This is a genomic window from Escherichia whittamii (assembly GCF_014836715.1).
GTDB lineage: Bacteria > Pseudomonadota > Gammaproteobacteria > Enterobacterales > Enterobacteriaceae > Escherichia > Escherichia whittamii.
In genome coordinates this window covers 1-4,287 of record NZ_JACSQI010000026.1, presented here as the reverse complement: position 1 = coordinate 4,287, position 4,287 = coordinate 1, and the positions used below count along the sequence as shown (strand labels likewise).

Sequence of the window (4,287 nt, the reverse complement as noted above, 5' to 3'; positions counted from 1 at the left end):
GTCGGGGTGTCATATTCAACGTGAGAAGTGTTGATGGTGATACCACGAGCTTTTTCTTCCGGCGCGTTATCGATCTGATCGAATGCGCGAGCAGCACCGCCGTAGGTTTTAGCCAGTACGGTAGTGATTGCAGCGGTCAGCGTTGTTTTACCATGGTCAACGTGGCCGATAGTACCGACGTTAACGTGCGGTTTTGTACGTTCAAACTTTTCTTTAGACATCGATTGTCCCTCTAAGACACGGATAAATCGGTGATATCACCACATCAACCAGGCAACATGCCCGACTTGTTGAATGCAATAAACAGAAGGAAAAAACAGGGAGGAGAAAAGAAGTGGTGCTGATAGGCAGATTCGAACTGCCGACCTCACCCTTACCAAGGGTGCGCTCTACCAACTGAGCTATATCAGCACATCTTGGAGCGGGCAGCGGGAATCGAACCCGCATCATCAGCTTGGAAGGCTGAGGTAATAGCCATTATACGATGCCCGCATCCTGGAACTCGGCTACCTGATTTTCATTCTGCACTGAATATCGAGAGAAGCTCTCTTTATTCGAGCCGGTAAGCGAACTTATCGTCTCGGGCTACGCCATCGCGTGGCCGAAATTGGTGGTGGGGGAAGGATTCGAACCTTCGAAGTCTGTGACGGCAGATTTACAGTCTGCTCCCTTTGGCCGCTCGGGAACCCCACCGGACTTGATGGTGCCGACTACCGGAATCGAACTGGTGACCTACTGATTACAAGTCAGTTGCTCTACCTACTGAGCTAAGTCGGCATCAAGTAGCGCGCATTCTATGGAGACATGCGTGTTCATGCAACTAAAAAATTGCATAATTTGTTTTGTTGGTCACATTTTGCGCGACACGATGAAGAAACAGCCGAATTGAGAGCAGATTAGCATACTTTTTCAGCATCATTCTGCTTAACAATGTGTGCCAGCTAAAACACAATTCTTTTTAGTAGATGGAATATCTGTCACATTGCTTTTCAACGATAGCTTCCTGGAAGAGATTTTTTCTTATTATTCCTCCCCATCTGGTGTTACCCTCCTGCGCATTAACCCATTCAACAGAACTGTGACGCGCCATGGCAAATATCGCTTTGCCGATAGAGCTATGACCGCCAGAAACATGCTTATGAGTATAAAAGAGCAAACGTTAATGACGCCTTACCTACAGTTTGACCGCAACCAGTGGGCAGCTCTGCGTGATTCCGTACCTATGACGTTATCGGAAGACGAGATCGCCCGTCTCAAAGGTATAAATGAAGATCTCTCGTTAGAAGAAGTTGCCGAGATTTATTTGCCTTTATCGCGTTTGCTGAACTTCTATATAAGCTCGAACCTGCGACGTCAGGCAGTTCTGGAACAGTTTCTTGGCACTAACGGACAGCGCATTCCTTACATTATCAGTATTGCTGGTAGCGTCGCGGTGGGGAAAAGTACAACTGCTCGTGTGTTACAGGCACTATTAAGCCGTTGGCCGGAACACCGTCGTGTTGAACTGATCACCACCGATGGTTTTCTTCATCCCAACAAAGTGCTTAAAGAGCGTGGCCTGATGAAGAAGAAAGGCTTCCCGGAATCGTATGATATGCACCGTCTGGTGAAGTTTGTTTCCGATTTGAAATCGGGCGCGCCAAACGTTACGGCTCCGGTTTACTCTCATCTTATTTATGATGTGATCCCGGATGGCGATAAAACCGTTGTTCAGCCTGATATTTTAATCCTTGAAGGGTTAAATGTCCTACAGAGCGGGATGGATTATCCGCACGACCCACATCATGTATTTGTTTCTGATTTCGTCGATTTTTCGATATATGTTGATGCTCCGGAAGACTTACTTCAGACGTGGTATATCAACCGTTTTCTAAAATTCCGCGAAGGGGCTTTTACAGACCCGGATTCCTATTTCCATAACTATGCGAAATTAACTAAGGAAGAAGCAATTAAGACAGCCATGACACTCTGGAAAGAGATCAACTGGCTGAACTTAAAGCAAAATATTCTACCTACTCGCGAGCGAGCAAGTTTAATCCTGACGAAAAGTGCTAACCATGCGGTAGAAGAAGTCAGATTACGCAAATAATTGAAAGGGGAGCTAATACTCCCCTTATTTATTTTTCTGCACTACGCAGGGATATTTCACCGCCCATCCAGGGTTTTATTATTCCATCCTGCTCAAGCAATAAAGCGCCCTGTTTGTCTATTCCGCGTGAAATGCCAAATATTTCTTTATCACCGATGATAAGTTTCACCGGGCGATTAATAAAATTATCCAGTTTTTCCCAACGTGACAGATAAGGCGTGAGCCCTTCTTGCTCAAAGAGTTCCAGCGCCGCACGTAATTCTCGTATTAGCATTGCCGCCAACGTATTACGGTCGAGATTGATCCCAGCTTCCTGCAACGTGATCCACCCCTGGTTAACGACATTCTCTTCAACCCGACGCATTGCCATGTTGATCCCGGCACCAATGACAATTTGTGCCGCATCGCCTGTTTTTCCAGTAAGCTCAACAAGAATACCCGCCAGCTTGCGATCCTGCAGATAGAGGTCGTTTGGCCATTTAACACGAACTTTATCTGCTCCCAGCTTGCGTAATACTTCCGCCATCACGATACCGATAACCAGACTTAAACCAATTGCCGCAGCCGGGCCTTGCTCCAGACGCCAGAACATCGACAAATATAAGTTTGCGCCAAAAGGAGAAAACCATTTTCGACCGCGACGACCACGGCCAGCCTGCTGGTATTCTGCAACGCAGGCATCGCCAGATTTAAGCTCTCCGATACGGTCAAGGAGATACTGATTCGTGGAGTCAATAACTGGCAGCACGGCTACACTGCCGCCATCCAGCTGACTCAATATCTTTTCGGCATTAAGTAACTGGATTGGCTCGGGCAAGCTGTATCCTTTACCCGGAACGGTAAATACATCAACACCCCAGTCACGCAGTGTCTGAATGTGTTTATTAATAGCCGCCCGGCTCATTCCCAGCGTTTCACCCAACTGCTCGCCAGAGTGAAATTCACCATTCGCTAACAGGGCGATCAATTTCAGTGGCACGGTGTTATCCTTCATGAAATTGTCTCCACTGCACTTACTTCACCTGATGCGCCAATAAAGCGGACTTCAGGCTCAAGCCAGACATTAAATTTTTCACCTACTTTCTGTCTTACATGGTGCGCAAGCTGTACAACATCTTCGCTTTTTGCGTTGTGCTCATTGATGAGAACCAGCGCCTGCTGACGGTGTACCGCAGCACCACCAATCTGCGTCCCTTTAAGCTGGCACTGATCGATAAGCCAACCTGCAGCCAGTTTTACTGAACCATCTGTCTGGGGGTAATGTGGGGCTGTTGGAAATTGTGCCAGCAACGCTTTAGCCGTTTCGGCAGAAACGACAGGGTTTTTGAAGAAACTACCGGCATTGCCGTTCACTTTGGGATCGGGAAGTTTTGTAGTCCTCATATGGCACACTGCATCAAATACTTGCTGTGGTGTTACCGTTGAAGGCTCCAGGCGAGTTAAGTCACCATACGTCAGTACTGGTTGCCACTCTTTTGGCAGACGCAGACCTACAGCTACAATCGCGAAGCGATCCTGGTATTCATGTTTAAAAATACTGTCACGATAGCCAAAGCGGCACTCTTTAGCTGTTAAACGCTCTTGCTTGCCTGTCGCCAGTTCAACACAGTCAACATAAGCGCAAACTCGCTGTAATTCTACGCCATAAGCCCCAATATTCTGGATAGGTGATGAACCGACACAACCAGGAATTAGTGCCAGATTTTCCAGACCTGGCATACCTTCCTGCAAAGTGTATTTTACCAGGCGATGCCAGTTTTCTCCGGACCCTACATGTAAATACCACGCATCAGGTTTATCACTAATTTCGATACCTTTGATCCTGTTGATGATCACCGTACCGCGGTAGTCTTCCAGAAAAAGTACATTGCTTCCTTCACCCAGAATAAGAACGGGTTGTCCTTCTGCGACTGCATGCTGCCAGGCATTGAGTAGTTGCTGTTCGTCTTCGGCACATACAATGTGCTGAGCATTATGATCAATGCCAAATGTGTTCCAGGGTTTTAAGGAGTGGTTCATAGCTGCTTTCCTGATGCAAAAACGTGGCTAGTTTACCGTATCTGGGGGGGGATGGCTTGTAGATATGACGATATGAAGAATTTGAACAAACGCAAAAAGGCTCAGTCTTTCGACTGAGCCTTCTGCTTAATTTGATGCCTGGCAGTTCCCTACTCTCGCATGGGGAGACCCCACACTAC

Annotated in this window: 4 protein-coding genes and 4 tRNA genes; 1 reads left to right on the top strand and 7 read right to left on the bottom strand. The window is 47.2% G+C overall.

The features are described from left to right. From H9644_RS21345 to H9644_RS21325, 5 genes are all read right to left on the bottom strand, one after another. Positions 1–221, bottom strand: a 221-nt coding sequence (locus H9644_RS21345) for a GTP-binding protein (RefSeq protein ID WP_000031665.1), incomplete at its 3' end; no start/stop codon positions are given. A gap of 114 nt (positions 222–335) precedes the next feature. Continuing rightward, a tRNA-Thr gene (locus tag H9644_RS21340) sits at positions 336–411 on the bottom strand. 6 nt (positions 412–417) lie between these two features. Beyond that, positions 418–492, bottom strand: a tRNA-Gly gene (locus tag H9644_RS21335). Between the two features lie 116 nt (positions 493–608). Continuing rightward, a tRNA-Tyr gene (locus H9644_RS21330) sits at positions 609–693 on the bottom strand. Between the two features lie 8 nt (positions 694–701). Then, a tRNA-Thr gene (locus H9644_RS21325) sits at positions 702–777 on the bottom strand. 361 nt (positions 778–1,138) lie between these two features. On the opposite strand from H9644_RS21325, the gene coaA reads away from it, so the two are divergent. Beyond that, positions 1,139–2,089, top strand: a complete 951-nt coding sequence (gene coaA, locus H9644_RS21320; protein ID WP_074399689.1) for a type I pantothenate kinase — start codon at positions 1,139–1,141, stop codon at positions 2,087–2,089. Positions 2,090–2,117: 28 nt separating this feature from the next. Here coaA and birA read toward each other — a convergent pair whose 3' ends face one another. Both birA and murB read right to left on the bottom strand, forming a co-directional pair. Continuing rightward, entirely contained in the window at positions 2,118–3,083 is a 966-nt protein-coding gene (gene birA, locus H9644_RS21315) for a bifunctional biotin--[acetyl-CoA-carboxylase] ligase/biotin operon repressor BirA (protein ID WP_064530651.1), read from the bottom strand. After that, on the bottom strand, positions 3,080–4,108 hold the full coding sequence (murB, locus tag H9644_RS21310) for a UDP-N-acetylmuramate dehydrogenase (protein WP_064530654.1): 1,029 nt from the start codon (positions 4,106–4,108) through the stop codon (positions 3,080–3,082). The genes birA and murB overlap by 4 nt, the downstream gene beginning before the upstream one ends. Positions 4,109–4,287 lie beyond the last annotated feature (179 nt).